Raw genomic sequence first — 18325 nt, 5'->3', positions numbered from 1 at the left:
CGAGCGGGTCGGTGCGGATGATGATTTCTTCGCGTTGGGTGGTAACAGTCTGATCGCGACGCAGGTGGTGTCGCGGTTGGGTGTGGTGTTGGATTCGCGGGTTGCGGTGCGTGTGTTGTTCGAGGCGCCCACGGTGGCTGGTTTGGCTGCTCGGGTGGAGTCGCATGCGGGTGAGGGTGGTCGGGCTGCTCTTGTTGCGCGGGAGCGTCCGGAGCGGATTCCGTTGTCGCTGGCGCAGCAGCGGATGTGGTTCCTCAACCGATTCGAACCCGAATCCGCTGTCAATAACATCCCCGCTGCGATCAGGTTGATCGGTGAGCTCGATGTTGCTGCGTTGCAGGCTGCGGTTGCCGATGTGATCGAGCGCCACGAGTCGTTGCGCACGGTGTACCCCGATTACGACGGTGCCGCGTCGCAGGTGATCCTGCCGACCGTTCAGGTGGTGCCCGACCTGACACCGATTGCGGTCGATCATTCGGATTTGCTAGCCGCAGTGATTGCGGTGATCGGGGTCGGCTTCGACGTCGCCGCCGAGGTTCCCTTGCGCGGTCGGTTGTTCCGAGTCGAGGGTGGACCCGAGCCGGAACATGTGTTGGTCGTTGTGGTGCACCATATTTCGACCGACGGCTGGTCGATGGGGCCACTCGCCCGGGACGTGATGGTGGCGTATTCGGCGCGGACCCAGGTCGAGGCGCCGACCTGGCTGCCGCTGCCCGTCCAGTACGCGGATTACGCACTCTGGCAGCGCGAAGTGCTCGGTAGCGACGAAGACGCGACGTCGTTGCTGGCGCAGCAGACTCGGTACTGGTCCGACACACTGGCCGGGTTGCCGGACCAGTTGGACCTGCCGTCGGATCGGCCGCGTCCGGTCTCGGCGTCGTATCACGGTGACACGCAGAGCGTCGACATCTCGCCGGAGTTGCACCGAAACCTCGTGGTGCAGGCGCGCGCCTGGGGTGTCACCCCGTTCATGGTGGTGCACGGTGTGCTTGCGGTACTGCTGGCACGGATGTCTGGTACCGACGACATCGCGATCGGTACGCCCGTCGCAGGTCGTGGTGAGCACGCGCTCGACGACGTGATCGGCATGTTCGTCAACACGCTGGTGCTGCGGACCCAAGTGGACTCGGATCTGTCGTTCTCCGATTTCCTGGCATCGGTGCGCGAGACGGACATCGCGGCGTTCGGTCATGCCGATGTGCCGTTCGAGCGTTTGGTCGAGGTTCTCAACCCGGCGCGGTCGCAGGCTCGGCATCCGTTGTTCCAAGTGATGCTGACGTTCCAGAACACCGGTGTCGTGGAACTCGAACTTCCCGGATTGCGCGTTGCCGGAGTCGATTTCGATGCCAACGTAGCGAAGTTCGATCTACAGCTCGAGTTCGTCGAGCAACTAGGCGCCAACGGTGAACCCGCCGGAGTCGTTGCCAAGTTCGTCTACGCCACAGATCTATTCGACGCCTCGACGGTGTCGAACCTTGCCACCAGATTTGTACGCGTGCTCGAGCAGACGCTGTCCGATCCGACGCGACCGGTCGGCGACGTCGATCTGCTCGACGCAGCGGAGCGGGCAGAGATCCTGACCGGCTTCAACGACACCGCGCAGGTGGTGGATTCGTCGGCGACGTTGGTGTCGTTGTTCGAGGCGCAGGTGGCTCGGACTCCGGATGCGGTGGCGGTGTCGTTCGAGGGTGAGTCGCTGACGTATGGCGAGTTCGCTTCTCGGGTGCACAGGTTGGCTCGGTGGTTGATTGCCGAGGGTGTGGGTCCGGAATCGCTTGTGGCTCTGGGTATGCGCCGCTCGTTGGATTTGGTCGTAGGCATGTACGCAGTGTCGGTGGCCGGTGGCGGGTATGTGCCGCTGGATCCGGATCATCCGGCGGAGCGCATCGAGTACATCCTCGACACTGCGCAGCCGGTGTGTGTGTTGTCGACCAGTGCCGACGAGTTGGCTGTCACCGGGCGAACGGTGTTGATCGATGAGCTGGATCTGTCCGGCTTTGCCGATGGTCCGGTCATGGATGCGGAGCGCACCGCGAATCTGTTGCCGTCGGGTACGGCGTATGTGATTTTCACGTCGGGGTCGACGGGTCGTCCGAAGGGTGTTGCGGTCTCGCATGGGGCGATCGTGAACCGTTTGGTGTGGATGCAGTCGGCGTACGCATTGACTGCCGATGATGTGGTGTTGCAGAAGACGCCGGCAACGTTCGATGTGTCGGTGTGGGAGTTCTTCTGGCCGTTGCAGACCGGTGCCCGGTTGGTGGTCGCGAGGCCGGATGGTCATCGTGATCCGGCGTATCTGGTCGAGGTCATTCGCGGCGAGAACGTGACGACGGCGCATTTCGTGCCGTCGATGTTGGCGGTGTTCGTTGCTGCCGGGGCGAGCGGAGCGACGGGGGATGTCACCGCCGGTGTGAGGGAGTGCACGTCGTTGCGGCAGGTGTTTGCCTCGGGTGAGGCGTTGCCGGGGAAGACGGCTCAGCAGTTGCGTGCCGCGACGGGTGCTCGACTGCACAATTTGTACGGCCCGACCGAGGCTGCTGTCGACGTGACGTTCCACGAGGTGGTCGATGCCGATGTGGCGTCGGTGTCGATCGGTGCGCCGGTGTTCAACACCGAGCTGTTCGTCCTCGACGGTCGGTTGCGTCCGGTCCCGGTCGGTGTCGCGGGTGAGCTCTACCTTGCGGGTGTCCAGTTGGCGCGCGGCTATGTCGGGCGCCCGGACCTGACGTCTGATCGGTTTGTGGCGAACCCGTACGGAGAGCCTGGTGCGCGGATGTATCGCACGGGTGATCTGGTGTCGTGGGACGGCAACGGCGAGTTGAATTACATCGGCCGCACCGATTTCCAGGTGAAGTTGCGTGGCCTGCGGATCGAACTCGGTGAAATCGAAACCGCCCTAACGGGTCTGGACTCGGTGGGTCAGGCCGTGGTTGTGGTGCGCTCGGATTCGCGTACCGGGGAGCAGTTGGTCGGGTATGTGGTGCCCGCTGTGGGTGCCTCGGTGGATATCGATGATGTACGTGAGCAGATCGGCCGCGGTCTACCGGGTTATATGGTGCCGTCGGTCTTCGTGGTGTTGGATGTGTTGCCGCTCAACGCGTCGGGCAAGTTGGATCGTAAGGCCCTGCCGGCCCCGGTGTTCGAGGCGAAGGTGTTCCGGGCGCCGAGCACGCCGGTCGAAGAGATCGTGGCATCGACGTTCGCGGATGTACTCGGAACGTCACGGGTCGGGCTCGACGACGACTTCTTCGAACTCGGCGGCAACTCCTTGGTCGCGACGCAGGTGGTCGCCCGGTTGAGTGCGTCGTTGGATGCGCAGATCGGTGTTCGCGAACTGTTCGAGGCGCCGACTGTCGTCGCGCTCGCCGCGCGGCTGGGTCAGCTGTCGGGCAGCGGTCGCAAGCGTCCCGCGTTGGTAGCGGGTGCGCGGCCGGATCCGATTCCGCTTTCACCTGCGCAGCAGCGGTATTGGTTCCTCAACCAGTTCGATACCGAATCCGCGGTGGACAATATCCCTGTCGCTATCCGGTTGACCGGTGAACTCGATGTCGCCGCTCTCGAAAACGCGATCATGGATTTGATCGAGCGGCACGAGTCGCTGCGCACGCGGTACCCGAACTCCGAAGCCGGGCCGCGCCAGGATATTCGACCGTCGCACGAACTGCTCAGCAGTTTGGTTGCCGAGCAGGTATCCGAAGACGATGTGGTCGCGAAGGTGTTCGGCATCGTCACGACCGCGTTCGACGTCACCGATGCCGTTCCGGTTCGGGTTGCGCTCTTCGAGTTGAGCCCGCGTGATTTCGTGCTCGCGATGGTCGTGCATCACATTGCGGCCGACGGTGCGTCGATGGGCCCGTTGACGCGCGACATCATGGTTGCGTACGCGGCCCGCGCTACCGGTGAGATGCCGTCGTGGTCGCCGCTGCCAGTGCAGTACGCGGATTATGCTGTGTGGCAGCGTGCGGTGCTCGGTTCCGAGGACGACGCGGATTCGCTTGCCTCGCAGCAGATTCGGTACTGGACCGACGCGTTGGCCGGATTGCCCGATCAGCTGGAACTGCCCGGTGATCGGCCGCGGCCCGCAGCGCAGTCGTTCCGTGGTGCGTCCGTCGAGTTCCGCATCGAGCCGGATGTGCACCGCCGTTTGCTGGAGTTGTCGCGGCAGCAGAACGCATCGCTGTTCATGGTGATGCACACCGCGCTGGCGGTGTTGCTCGCGCGGCTCTCCGGGACCGACGACATCGCGATCGGCACTCCCATCGCCGGTCGCGGTGAGGCCGTGCTCGACGACCTGATCGGTATGTTCGTCAACACCTTGGTGTTCCGGGCGGAGATCGACGGGTCGGAGTCGTTCGACACGTTGCTCAAGCAGATTCGGGAAACCGACTTGGCTGCGTTCGCGAACGCCGACGTGCCGTTCGAGCGGATCGTGGAAGTCCTCAACCCGGTCCGCTCGACAGCACGCAATCCGTTGTTCCAGATCGGGTTGTCGTTCCAGAACCTCGGCGCCTCGTCGATCGAGTTGCCGGGGCTGACGGTGAGCACCGTCGACTACGACACTCGGACCGCGAAGACCGATCTGCAGTTGACTGTCGCGGATCGCTACGTCGATGGCGAGCCCGCCGAGATCGCCGCCGAATTCAATTACGCCACAGATCTGTTCGACGAGGCGACTGTCGAACGATTCGCCGATCGTCTGCTGCTGATCATCGACGCGATGGTTGCGGACTCGTCGAGTCTGGTCGGCGACGTGGATCTTCTGAGCGCTGCCGAGCGCACCGAACTGGTACTCGAGAACAACGCCACCACCTACGACTTGCCCGCAACCACGCTGGTGTCGCTCTTCGCCGAGCAGGTTGCGGCGGCGCCCGACGCCGTTGCACTTGTCAGTGGTGGCGACACGCTGACCTATGCCGAGTTCGACGCACGGGTCAACAGGCTCGCACGCCACCTGATCGGTCTCGGCGTTGGACCGGAAGCACGTGTCGGCCTTGCCATTCGTCGTTCCATCGATCTGGTCGTCGCGATGTACGCGGTGTCGCAGGCCGGTGGCGCGTACCTGCCGATCGATCCCGAACAACCGGCCGAACGCTCCGCTTTCGTCCTCGACACCGCGGCACCGGTCTGCGTATTGACCACCAGCGGTGCGGGATTCGATGCATCCGGTCACCGCAGCGTGCACATCGACTCGCTGGACCTGAGCGGGTACGCGACGACACCGGTCACCGATGCGGAGCGGATCGCCGCGCTGCACCCGTCGAACACGGCGTACGTGATCTTCACATCGGGATCGACCGGTCAGCCGAAGGGTGTGGCCGTCTCCCACGGTGCGGTTGCGAACCAGATGCAGTGGAAGCGTGCGGAATTCGATCTGAACGCAACCGACGCCGTGCTCTTGAAGACGGCGGCGACGTTCGACCTGTCGGTGTGGGAATTCTGGTCGGCGCTGGTCTCGGGTGCGCGTCTGGTGATCGCCGACGCCGATGGGCATCGCGACCCGGCCTACCTCAACGCACTGATCGAGTCGGAATCCGTAACCACCCTGCACTTGGTGCCGTCGTTGCTCGATGCGCTGATGATCGACGGGGGAGAGCGTCTACCTGCGTCGTTGGTGCGGGTCCTGGCGATCGGTGAGGCGCTGCCCGCCGCCACCGCCCGCCGGTTCCTGGCGAACAACGCCGCCCCGTTGTTCAACCTCTACGGCCCCACGGAGGCCGCGGTATCGGTGACGTGGGCCGAGGTGTCGGACGTGACGACCGGTGCCGTGCCGATCGGTCTGCCGGAATGGAACGTGGCGGCCTACGTCCTCGACGAGCGGCTGCATCCCGTTCCTGCCGGTGTCGCTGGTGAGCTCTACCTCGCGGGCGCACAGCTGGCGCGGGGATACTTCGGTCGAGCCGACCTGACCGCGGACCGGTTCGTTGCGAACCCGTTCGATCCGGCGGGTGCGCGGATGTATCGCACCGGCGACCTGGTGTCGTGGGGTGCCGACGGTCTCCTCGACTACATCGGCCGCACCGACTTCCAGGTCAAGATTCGTGGCTTCCGAATCGAATTGGGCGAGATCGAGACGGTGCTGGCCGAGCACGAGTCGCTCGCTCAGGTAGCCGTGATCGCTCGCAGCGACCGCAACGCGGGCGATCAGCTGGTCGCCTACGTCGTTGCGCAGCCCGATGCCACCGCCGACGTCGCGGTGCTGCGGCAGGCGGTCGCGGATCGGTTGCCGTCGTACATGGTGCCGTCCGCGTTCGTCGTGCTCGACGCGCTGCCGCTCAACGCGAACGGCAAACTCGATCGACGGGCGCTGCCCGAACCGGTATTCGAGGCGAAGACGTTCCGCGCGCCGTCGACACCGATCGAGGAGATCGTCGCGGGCATCTACGCGGACGTCGTCGGTGCGGCGCGAGTCGGCTTGGACGACAACTTCTTCGAACTCGGCGGCAACTCACTGCTCGCCACCCAAGTTGCTGCTCGACTCGGCAACGCGCTGGACACCCGGGTCAGTGTTCGGTCGCTGTTCGAGGCGCCGACCGTCGAAGCGTTGGCGGCGAAGGTCGAGCAGCATGCAGGTGTCGGCGGCCAGAAGTCGTTGGCGCCCCAGCCACGGCCGCAACGTGTGCCGCTCTCGCTCGCGCAGCAGCGCATGTGGTTCCTGAACCGCTTCGATCCAGAGTCGGGTGTCAACAACATCCCTGCGGTCATTCGGTTGACGGGGGCGCTGCAGGTCGATGTGCTGCGGTCCGCGATCGGCGACATCGTTGCGCGCCACGAGATTCTGCGTACCCGCTACCCGGAACACGACGGCATCGGTTTCCAGGAAATCGTTCCCGCGGCGCGTGCGATCCCGCAGTTGACGGTCGAGTCGATCGTCGAAGGTGACGTGGCAGCCAAGGTCGCTGCCGTCATCGGCGAAGGCTTCGACACCACGAGCGAAGTTCCGTTCCGAACCGTTCTGCTCCGGTTGAGCGAGGACGAGCACGTGTTGGTCGTCGTCGTGCACCACATCGCATCCGACGGCTACTCGATGGGCCCACTGACGCGAGACATGATGGTGGCCTACGTCGCTCGCGCCGACGACTCCGCACCGGGGTGGTCGCCGCTCGAGGTGCAGTACGCCGATTTCGCGCTGTGGCAGCGTGATGTCCTCGGTTCGGAGACCGACCCCGAGTCGCTGATCTCGCAGCAGTTCGACTACTGGCGAAACACGCTGGACGGATTGCCCGCGCAGCTCGATCTCCCGAGCGATCGGCCGCGGCCTGCCGTCGCGTCCAACCGTGGCGCAGCGCACGTGTTCGACATCGAGGCCGGATTGGCCGTACGGCTCAACGGGCTTGCCACCGCCAACGGTGCGACGCTGTTCATGGTGGTGCACACCGCACTTGCCGCGTTGCTCGCACGGTTGTCCGGCACCACCGACATCGCCATCGGAACCCCGGTCGCGGGCCGCGGTGAGGCGGCGCTCGACAACCTGATCGGCATGTTCGTCAACTCGCTGGTGTTGCGCTCCGACGCGAACCCCGGCCGGACGTTCGACGACCTGCTGCGGAGCACGCGCGAGTCGGACATCTCCGCCTTCGGTCACGCCGACGTGCCGTTCGAGCGGCTGGTCGAGGTCCTCAACCCCGAGCGTTCGACCGCACGGCATCCGCTGTTCCAGGTGATGCTGACGTTCCAGAACCTGGGCACGGCGGAGTTCGAGCTGCCGGACCTCCAGGTGAGCGCCGTCGACTTCGCCGTCGATACCGCGAAATTCGACCTCCAGATCACCGTTGCCGAGCAGACCGACGCCGACGGGTCGGCCGCCGGGATGAAGGTCGAATTGGCTTACGCCACGGACCTTTTCGATCCCGCAACGATGGTCCTCTTCGGAGACCGCCTCGTTCGGATGCTGCAAACGATGGTGGAGCTGCCGACGTCCGTGATCGGCGACGCGCCCATCATCGACGCTGCCGAGCGCACGCTGGTCGTATCCGAGTGGAACGACACCGCGCATGCCGTCGACACCGATGCAACGCTGGTGTCGCTGTTCGACGCGCAGGTCGCGCAGACGCCCGATTCGACAGCGCTGGAGTTCGAGGGTGCGAGCCTCACCTATGCGGAGTTCGCATCGCGGGTTCACCGCGTTGCCCGCCTGCTGATCGAACAGGGCGTCGGACCGGAATCGCTTGTCGCAGTGGCGATACGTCGGTCCGTCGATCTGTTGGTCGGGATCTACGCCGTGCTCGAGGCCGGCGGCGCGTATGTGCCCGTCGATCCGGACCATCCGGTCGAGCGGATCGCGCACATTCTCGACACCGCTGCCGCAACGTGCGTGCTGACGACGTCGCGAGATGGATTCGCGGTGTCGGCACCGGTCGTCGAAATCGACACCGCCGACCTGACAGCGTTCTCGGACACCCCGATTTCCGACGGTGAGCGGCTGGGATCTGTGCTGCCCACCAGCACGGCGTACGTCATCTTCACCTCCGGGTCGACAGGACGCCCGAAGGGTGTTGCCGTCACGCACGGGGCGATCGTGAACCGTCTGCTCTGGATGCAGAACGAATACCGACTCACCCCGGCCGATGTCGTCCTGCAGAAGACGCCGTTCACGTTCGACGTCTCGGTCTGGGAATTGTTCTGGCCGTTGCATACCGGTGCCACCTTGGTGATCGCACGGCCGGACGGGCATCGAGACCCGGAGTACCTGGTCGATGTGATCGCTGAACGCGGCGTGACGACGGCGCACTTCGTGCCCTCGCTGCTCGCAGTGTTCGTCGCCTTCGACCGTGTTGCCGAAGCCACCTCGCTGCGCCAGCTCTTCGCGTCCGGCGAAGCCCTGCCCGCACAGACCGCCGCGCGGGTTCGCGACGTGCTGCCCGCGACGCGACTGCACAACCTCTACGGTCCCACCGAAGCTGCCGTCGACGTCACGTACCACGAGGTCACCGCGGCGGACGAGACGTCGGTGCCGATCGGCGTCCCGGTGTGGAATACCGCTGTGCTGGTGTTGGATTCGCGATTGAATCCGGTGCCGGTAGGAGTTGCGGGCGAGCTGTTCCTCGCCGGTGTGCAGTTGGCGCGCGGCTACGTCGGCCGCGCCGATCTGACGGCGGACCGCTTCGTCGCCAACCCGTACGGCAATGCCGGTGACCGGATGTATCGCACCGGCGACCTGGTGACGTGGACGCGTCACGGCGAGCTGACCTACATCGGTCGCACCGATTTCCAGGTGAAGTTGCGTGGCCTCCGTATCGAGCTCGGTGAAATCGAAGCCGCACTGCTCGCCGACGATCACGTCGCGCAGTCCGTGGTTGTCGTTCGATCCGATTCCGCGGCAGGCGAAGTGCTGGTCGGCTATGTGGTGCCCACCGCGGGCTCGGCCGTGGATGTCGACGATCTGAAGACCGCGGTCACCGGTGCGCTGCCCGAGTACATGGTGCCGTCGGCCATCGTCGTTCTCGATTCGTTCCCGCTCAACATCAGCGGCAAGCTGGACCGCAAGGCCCTCCCGGCCCCGGTCTTCGCCAGCGACAAGGTGTTCCGCACGGCGCAGACCTCGACCGAACAGGCAATCAGTGCCGTGTTCGCCGAGGTGTTGGGCGTCGAACGGGTAGGTGTCGACGACTCGTTCTTCGCGCTCGGCGGCGACTCGATTCTGTCGATTCAACTGGTCTCTCGCGCCCGCACGCACGGCGTCGTGTTCTCGCCGCGGGATGTCTTCGAACAGAAGACAGTTGCTGGACTCGCGCAGGTCGCGGTTGCGGCCGCGGACAATGCGCCGGTGGTTCTCGAGGAGCTGCCCGGCGGCGGCATCGGATGGTCGCCGCTCCTGCCGTTCGGCAGGTTGATGGTGGAGCGCGGCGGCAGCTACTCGCGCTACGCGCAGACGTTGATGCTCGAGCTGCCCATCGGTGTCGAGCAGGACGCGGTGGTGCAGACCATCACGGCCGTTGTCGATCGTCACGACGTGTTGCGTGCCCGGTTGGTCGACGACTCGCGTGGCCTCGGCCTCGATGTCGCCGAGCCCGGTGCATTCGATGTCGCGGCGACGCTGACGCGCATCGAGATGTCCGGCGACATCGGTGACGAGTCGGTAAGCGAGCGGGCCTCGGCGGCATACGACACTGCACTCGGCACGCTCGATCCCGAGGCCGGGGTCATGGTCGCGTTCGTCTGGTACGACTTCGGGCCGACGCAGACCGGCCGCCTCCTCGTCGTCGCGCACCACCTGGTGGTCGACGGTGTGTCGTGGCGAATTCTGGTGCCGGACTTCGTGACCGCGTGGACGCAGCTCGCAGCAGGCACTGCGCCGGACCTGGTGGCACCGGTGACGTCGGTTCGCCGGTGGTCGCATGCCCTCGCCGAGGAGGCCGAGAGCGAAGCCCGTATCGCGGAACTGTCTGTGTGGCAGTCGATTCTGGAAGGCCCCGATCCCACGTTGGGCGATCGCGCCTTCGACTCGGCAGTCGATGTGCTGGCAACGGTCGACCGCCTCGACGTGTCGGTGCCTGCTGCCGCGACGGCAAAGATCCTCACCGATCTGCCGGGCCGCTACCACGGTGGCGTCAACGATGGGCTGCTCGCCGCGCTGGCACTTGCGGTGGCGAAGTGGCGCAGGGAACGCGGCGTGTTCGAATCGTCGACGCTGATTCAGCTCGAGGGTCATGGCCGCGAGGAAGAACTCGTTGCGGGCGCGGACCTTTCGCGCACGGTCGGCTGGTTCACCAGTGTCTTCCCGGTCCGCCTGGACGTGGCAGGCATCGACATCGACGATGCGCTGACAGGTGGTCCCGCTGCAGGCGCCGCGGTCAAGGCGATCAAGGAGCAGTTGCTGTCCGTTCCCGACAAGGGTATGGGCTACGGGCTGCTGCGATTCCTCAACGGAGACACAGCATCCGAGCTGCGCGCCCACGACGGCGGGCAGATCAGCTTCAACTACCTCGGACGGGTGTCGACCAGCGACATCCCCGACACCATGGCCGGACTGGGCTGGTTGCCGTCGAACGACCTCGAGGTGACCGCGCAGGGCGACGCGGACATGCCTGCGAACAAGACGGTCGACATCAACGCGATCGTCACCGACAGCGAGCAGGGACCGTCGCTGAGCGCGTCGTTCGCGTTCCCGACCGGAGCCATCGCCCACGCCGACGTCGCTCGGCTCGCGGAGTTGTGGACCGAAGCGCTCGTCGGCTTGGCAGCGCATGCGGATACGTCGGCCGCGGGTGGTCTGACGCCGTCGGATCTGCCACTGGTTCCGTTGGCACAGCACGAGATCGACGTGTGGGAGGCGCGTTACCCGACGCTTTCCGACATCTGGTCGCTCTCGCCGCTGCAGTCCGGGTTGCTGTTCCACGCCATGCTCGCGGATTCGTCGCTCGACATCTACACGATGCAGGTGACGCTGGACCTGGAAGGCCGGGTCGACGCGGCTCGGCTGCGCGCTGCAGGCGAGGCGGTGCTGGACAGGTACGAGAACCTGCGGACCGTGTTCGTTCAGGGCGACGACGGCCGGTCGGTACAGATCGTGCTCGATCACGTCGAGGTCGCGTGGCGTGAGGTCGACCTGCGCGCCGGTACAGGCGATGCTGTCGACGAACGATTGAGCCGACTGCTCGTGGAGGACCAGGCCAAGCATTTCGATCTGGCAACGGCTCCGCTGCTGCGATTCATGCTTGTGCGGACCGGTGACGCGACCTACAAGCTGGTGCTCACCAATCACCATGTGCTGCTCGATGGTTGGTCGTTGCCGCTGTTGATGAAGGACCTGTTGGTGCTCTACGCAACGCGCGGCGACGCATCGGTGCTGCCGCGGGTGCGGCCGTACCGCTCGTTCCTGAGCTGGCTTGCGGCGCAGGACGTCGATGCATCGCACGAGCAGTGGCGCACGGCGCTGTACGGCCTGGACGAGCCGACCTTGCTCGCCCCGGCGGATCCGGGCCAGGAAATCTCCTCGCGTTCGGCGGAAGTGGTCGTCGATCTCAGCGACGAGACGACCAGCACGCTCGCCACGCTCTCGGCGCGACTCGGTGTCACCACCAATACGCTGGTGCAGGCCGCCTGGGGAATTCTGTTGGCGCGCATGACGGCCCGTGACGACGTTGTCTTCGGTGCCACCGTGTCCGGCCGCCCGGCAGACCTGCCCGGCGTGGAAACGATGGTCGGCCTGTTCATCAACACGCTGCCGGTTCGGGTTCGTCTCGATGTCGACGAGTCGACCGAGGCGTTCCTCGCTCGGCTGCAGAGCGAGCAGGCAGATCTGCTCGAGCACCACTACATCGGGCTCAACGACATTCAGCGGATCGCAGGCCTCGGCCCGCTCTTCGACACGTTGACGGTGTTCGAGTCGTACCCGGTCGACGAGGCCGGCCTTGCGGAGCAGGCGCAGTCGATCGACGACATGTCGGTGACCGGCGTGAGGTCCAACGACAACACGCACTACCCGTTGACGCTGGGCATCACCGCGGGCAGCCGAATCCACATGTGGCTGGAGTACTTCGAGGATCTGTTCTCGGCGGACGCGGCGCAATCGTTGATGCAGCGCCTGGTTCGCATTCTCGAGTCCTTCGCGACGGCGCCCGAGCTGCCGGTGGGCAACATCGAGATCCTCGAGCGGGACGAGTACGAGTTCCTGACCCGGATCCACGGCGACGACGTGATGGCTCGGGGCCTGCTGCCCGACGACCTGACGCGTGGCGTCGCACTGAATCCGGACAAGGTGGCGGTGCGCTACGAGGGCCGATCCATCACCTACCGCGAGCTCGACGAGTTCTCGTCGCGACTGGCACGGGTGTTGATCGACCGTGGTGTCGGCCCGGAAAAGCTGGTGGCACTGTCCTTCCCGAGGTCTTACGAGATGGTTGCCGCGGTATGGGCGGTGACCAAGGCCGGCGGCGCACACGTTCCCGTCGACCCGAGCTATCCGTCGGATCGCGTACTGCACATGATCACCGATTCGGGTGCTGTCACCGGTATCACCGGAAGCGAGTTCGTCGGTGCGTTGCCCGCCGAGCTCGATTGGCTGGTGCTCGACGACGCATCGACGGCCGCGCTGTGCGACGCGAAATCCGCTGCGCCGGTGACGAACAGCGACCGACTCGCCGACCTGTTGCCTGCCCATCCCGCTTACGTCATCTACACGTCGGGCTCGACAGGCCTACCGAAGGGCGTCACCGTCACCCATGCCGGTCTCGGCGGTGTGGTGGACGCGGCGACCGATCTGTATCACCTCACGGCCGAGTCTCGCTTCCTGCACATCTGCTCGCCGAGCTTCGACCCGTCGGTGCTCGAATGGATGGCGGCTTTCTACAACGGTGCGACGCTCGTGATCGTCCCGTCGTCGATCATCGGTGGTCCCGACCTGGGCGAACTGCTGCGGACCGAACGGGTCACGCACGCGATCATCACCCCGGCGGTGCTGGGCACCGTCGATCCGGCAGGCATCACCGATCTCGAGGTGGTGTCGGTCGGTGGCGACGTGACCACTCCGGAACTGCTCGCGAAATGGCAGCCGGGTCGCAGCTACTTCAACGGCTACGGTCCCACCGAGACGACGATCATCTCGTCGTTCGCGCAGTTGGAAGTCGGTCGACCGGTCACCATCGGCACGCCGGTGCACGGCATGTCGGCGGTGGTCCTCGACGGCAGGCTGAATCCGGTGCCGCCGGGTGTCGCGGGCGAGCTGTACCTGGCAGGCGGCGCATTGGCTCGTGGCTACCACGACCGTGCGGATCTGACTGCCGACCGTTTCGTGCCCAACCCGTTCGGCTCGCCGGGCGCACGCATGTATCGCACCGGTGACGTCGTTCGGTGGTCGCCGAACGTCTCGGTCAACGCGACGGACGACAAGCCGTTCGAACTCGAGTACGTCGGCCGCTCGGACTTCCAGGTCAAGATCCGTGGCTACCGCATCGAACTCGGCGAGATCGATGCCGTGCTCGGTTCGGATCCCGATGTCGAGTTCGCCATCACGATCGGTCGCGAAACCGCCGCGGGTGCAACCATTCTGGTTGCCTACGTACTGCCAGTGCCCGGCCGAGCGATCGATACCGATGCTCTCACCGAGTTCGCGTCGCAGAGCCTGCCGCCGCACATGGTCCCGTCTGCGATCGTCGTCCTCGACGAGATTCCGCTGACACCGGTCGGCAAGCTGGATCGCAAGGCGCTGCCGGAGCCCGTGCTCGCGGCTCGCGAATTCCGGGCTCCCGCATCGGAGGTCGAGGCGATCGTCGCCGAGGTCTTCGCCAATGTGCTCGGCCTGGACCAGGTGGGTCTCGACGACTCGTTCTTCTCGCTCGGTGGCGACAGCATTCTGTCGATCCAGCTGGTGTCGCGGGCAAAGGCACGTGGCGTGGTCTTCAGTCCGCGCGACGTGTTCGAACAGCGAAGCGTTGCCGGACTGGCAAGCGTTGCCGCACGCAACGATTCGACCGATGAGCCGACCACTCTGGTGGAGCTCGACGGCGGTGGCGTCGGCGAAATCCCGCTGACGCCGATCATGGTGTCGACGCTGGCTGCCGGTGGCTCCTTCGACCGCTTCTCCCAGTCGTTCGCCGTTGCGCTGCCGAGCGGCATCGACAGTGCGACCCTGGTCGCCACCATCGCCGCGGTGTTCGATCACCACGATGTGTTGCGTTCGCAATTGACGAGAGTCGACGGCGACTGGCACTTCGAGGCCCGTCCACTCGGCTCCGTCGACATCGACGCCGCGCTTGCGCACGTTCGCGTCGAGGCCGGCATCGACGAGGCCGACCTCACGGCGCTGGCTACAGCCGAGCTCGACCGCGCAATGGGTCGGCTCGATCCCGCCACCGGATCGATGGTGCAGTTCGTCTGGTTCGATTTCGCCGACGACCGCGCCGGAATCCTGCTCATCGCCGCACACCACTTCGTGGTCGACGGTGTGTCGTGGCGAATCCTGTTGCCCGACTTCGCCGTCGCCTGGGGTCAGCTCAGCAACGGTCAGTCGGTCTCGCTTCCCGCCAACGGCACCTCGATGCGGAGGTGGGCGCACGCGCTTGCCGACGAGGCCAACTCGACAGAGCGGGTCGCAGAGCTGCTGTACTGGCGCACCGTCACCGACACCACCGATCCACTGATCGGTAGCAGGGCCTTCGATCCGGCGATCGACACCTTCTCGACGGTGGAGCGGGTTCAGGTCCAGTTGTCCACCGACGCAACGCAAGCACTGCTGACCGCTGTGCCACGCCTGTACCGCGGCGGTGTCAACGACGGACTGCTCACCGGTCTTGCGATGGCATTGAGCAAGTGGCGCGCGAACCGTGGGGCAACCGTCGATGCGTCGCTCATCAAGCTAGAGGCGCACGGTCGCGAGGAAGACGTGGTTCCCGGTGCCGATCTGTCGCGGACGGTCGGCTGGTTCACCAGCGCCTACCCGATTCGCCTCGATCTGGGCGGGATCGACCTGACCGATGCGTTCGACGGCGGCGCGGCGGCAGGTGCTGCGGTGAAGGCGGTCAAGGAACAACTGCTCGGGGTTCCGGACAAGGGCATCGGGTACGGCCTGCTGCGCTACCTCAACGACGACACGGCACATCGCTTCGGCGCCTCGTCCGGGCAGATCAGCTTCAACTACCTCGGCCGGGCATCGACGGGTGAGATACCGACCGAGTTCCGCGAGATCGGCTGGGCGCCAACGGGTGATCTCGGTGACCTCGCGGTGGACATGGATGCCGACATGCCCGCGAACGGCGTGATCGACATCAACGCCATCGTCAGCGACGGACCCGACGGTCCGCGCCTCGGCGCAGGCTTCGCATACCCGGCCGGCCTGCTGTCCCGCGAGGACGTGCAGGAGTTCGCCGATCTGTGGACCTCGGCGCTCGAGGCCCTCGCACAGCATGCGGCGACGACCGAGGCCGGCGGTTTGACGCCGTCGGACGTGCCGCTGGTCCGGGTCGGGCAACGCGACATCGAGGTATGGGAAGGCACGTACCCGAGCCTCGCCGACATCTGGCCCCTGTCGCCGTTGCAGGCGGGTCTGCTGTTCCACGCCATGATGACCGCGGCGACGGTCGACGTCTACACGATGCAGGCGGTCTTGGACCTGCAAGGAGCCGTCGACCCCGTACGGTTGCGGGCTGCCGCGCAGGGCATCGTCGACCGCTACCCGAACCTGCGCAGTGCCTTCGTCACCGACGAGAGCGGTGAGTCGCTGCAGGTGGTGCTCGACCACGTCGAATTGCCGTGGCGCGAGCTGGATCTCACGGGTCTCGACGACGACGATCGGATGCCGGAACTGCGTCGTCTGCTCGCACAGGATCAGGCATCGCACTTCGACATGTCCGCCGCGCCGCTGATGCGGTTCACGTTGGTGCGCACCGAGGCGCAGATGTATCACCTCGCGATCACCAGCCATCACATCGTTCTCGACGGCTGGTCGATGCCGTTGCTGATGCGGGATCTGCTGATGCTCTACGCAACCCGCGGTGACGCGACGGCATTGCCTCGGGTCGCGCCGTACCGCAACTTCCTCGCCTGGCTCGCCGCGCGTGACGAACAGGCGTCGTTGCAGGCCTGGGCAACCGCGCTCGGCGGTGTCGCCGAGCCGACGCTGCTCGCCGCTCCTGCCCGCGGTACGGAGACGTACGTCGAGATCGGCAAGGTCGTCACCGAACTGTCGGAGGAGAAGACGGCAAAGCTCGGTGCTCTCGGTGCCTCGGTCGGCGTCACCGTCAACACGCTGGTGCAGACCGCATGGGCAATTCTGTTGGGCCGCATGACCGGTCGCGAAGACGTGGTCTTCGGTGCGACGGTGTCCGGTCGTCCGGCGGAGCTGACCGGTGTGGAGTCGATGGTGGGGTTGTTCATCAACACGATCCCGATCCGGGTGCAGCTCGACGAGAAGGTGACGATCACCGATCTGCTGCAACGCGTTCAGGGTGAGCAGGCCGATCTGCTCGATCACCACTACGTGGGGCTGCCGGACATCCAGCGCGCGGCGGGTGTCGGCGTCCTGTTCGACACGCTGATGGTCTTCGAGTCCTACCCGATCGACAAGACCGCGCTCACGCAGGCGAGTTCGATCGACGGGATGACCGTCACCGGTGTGGGTGTCAGCGATGCGACGCACTACCCGCTGACGCTGCTGGTCACCGCGGACACCACCGTCGAACTGACCTTGAAGTACCAGGGCAGCAGGTTCACGAGGGACGAAGTCGACACCTTGGCGACCAGGTTGATGCTGGTGCTCGACGAGTTGGTGGCCGACCCGGACGGGCTGGTCGGGAATGTCGAGATCATCGACAAGGCCGAGCGAGATGCCATCCTGGCCGATTCGACGACCGCAACGGCGGCTGTCGATGCGAGTGCTCAGCTGACCTCGCAGACCCTGCCGCGCATTCTCGCGGACGTCGTGGAAGAGGATCCGGAGGCGCCCGCGCTGTCCTTCGACGGTCGGGAGATCTCGTATCAGGAACTCGACGAGGACTCGTCACGGCTGGCGCGCGTACTGATCGACCGTGGCTTCGGTCCGGAAGACGTGGTGGCGGTCGCGATGCCGCGCTCCATCGACTCCGTCACCGCGCTGTGGGCGATTGCCAAGACGGGCGCGGCGTTCCTGCAGATCGACCCCACCCGGTCGAAGGACGCGCTCGCCACGGTGTCGACCGCGTCCGGTGCACGGGTCGGTGTCACCGTCGCTGCGCTGCAATCGGGGTTGCCGGACACCGTCGAATGGACGGTTCTCGACGAGGCCGTCGTGGTGGACGCGGTGTCCGCTGCGCCTGCGCACCCCGTGTCGTACGCCGACCGCTTGCGGCCGCTGCTCGCCGAACACCCAGCCTGTGTGGTGGACGGCTCGGACGCTGCGGGGACCGTCATCAGCCACAGCGATCTCGCGACCTACGCAAACTGGGCACGGGAGAAGTTCGCGGTCACCTACGAATCGCGGACCCTGCTGGTCGGCCCACCGGCCGGCCCCGGTGCTCTGATCGAGTTCGTGCTCGCGTCGACGACGGGTGCGGTTTCGGTCATCGGAGACGACGGCGCCGGGCTCTCGGATCTGCTGGCCGACGAATGGGTGACCCACGCCTTCCTGCCACACGGCGCGTTGGCCGCGGCCGATCCCGATGGTCTGGAGGACCTGGAAGTGGTTGTGCTCACCGACGGAACCGCAGATCAGGCGGTTGTGGACCGCTGGTCGGAGGGTCGAACCGTGTGGACGGATATGGCCGACGGGCTGCTCGCGCTGGAGTGAGGACCAAGCGAACACCCACGCGAACCCCGATATGTAGCCTTTAAGAGGTTTACAGTCGCCGGTTTGCGCCCAGATCTGTGTGGTCACGAAAGGTGAATCAACTCGATGCTGTCTCTTCATGCCCGTAAG

Annotated in this window: 1 protein-coding gene; it reads left to right on the top strand. The window is 65.6% G+C overall.

Annotation, left to right across the window (positions count from 1 at the left end):
* A partial coding sequence (locus FOY51_RS18770) for a non-ribosomal peptide synthase/polyketide synthase (RefSeq protein WP_149431788.1) occupies positions 1-18196 on the top strand: 18196 nt, incomplete at its 5' end.
* Positions 18197-18325: the final 129 nt, after the last annotated feature.

Origin of the sequence: Antrihabitans cavernicola, from assembly GCF_008297975.1 — a bacterium.
Taxonomy (GTDB): domain Bacteria; phylum Actinomycetota; class Actinomycetes; order Mycobacteriales; family Mycobacteriaceae; genus Antrihabitans; species Antrihabitans cavernicola.
Note: the sequence above shows the minus strand (reverse complement) of the source record. Positions and strands in the feature narration are given on the sequence as shown.